Source organism: Janthinobacterium sp. UMAB-56, assembly GCF_900095265.1.
In the GTDB taxonomy this organism is placed as follows: domain Bacteria; phylum Pseudomonadota; class Gammaproteobacteria; order Burkholderiales; family Burkholderiaceae_D; genus Janthinobacterium.
The window spans coordinates 1-678 of record NZ_LT607701.1; the positions used below are offsets into that span (position 1 = coordinate 1).

1 protein-coding gene is annotated in these 678 nt (G+C 62.2%); it reads right to left on the minus strand.

Annotated features, from left to right (window positions below; genetic code table 11):
- A partial coding sequence (locus K0F85_RS28335) for an aldehyde dehydrogenase family protein (RefSeq protein WP_219119134.1) occupies nt 1-678 on the minus strand: 678 nt, incomplete at both ends.

The following is a 678-nucleotide window of genomic DNA, read 5'->3' on the forward strand; positions in this document are numbered from 1 at the left end:
ATCCATGCCTTGCGTAATCTTCAGTGCCGCGATGCGCGGCAACAGTGCCTCGACCAGTTGATCGGCCACATTGCCCACCGCCACGACGACAGAAATGGCCATGCAGCGTTCGCCCGCCGAACCGAAGGCGGCACCCATCAGGGCGTCCACCGTCTGGGGGATATCCGCGTCGGGCATGACGACCATATGATTTTTCGCGCCGCCGAGCGCTTGCACGCGCTTGCCCTGCGCGCAGCCGGTGGCATAGATGTACTCGGCAATCGGCGTGGAGCCGACAAAGCTGACGGCGCGCACGTCCGGGTGGTGCAGCAAACCATCCACCGCTTCCTTATCTCCCTGCACCACGTTGAAGACGCCGTCCGGCAAGCCCGCATCCGTCAGCAACTGTGCCAGCAACAGGCTGGCCGACGGGTCGCGCTCCGATGGTTTCAAGACAAAGGTATTGCCGCAGGCAATCGCCATGGGGAACATCCACATGGGCACCATGACGGGAAAGTTGAAGGGCGTGATGCCGACGCACACGCCGAGCGCCTGGCGTATCGACCAGGCATCGATGCCGCCGGCCACCTGTTCCGAATATTCTCCCTTCATCATTTGCGGGATGCCGCAGGCAAACTCCACCACTTCGATGCCGCGCGTCACTTCGCCTTTCGCATCCGTGAAGACTTTGCCGTGTTC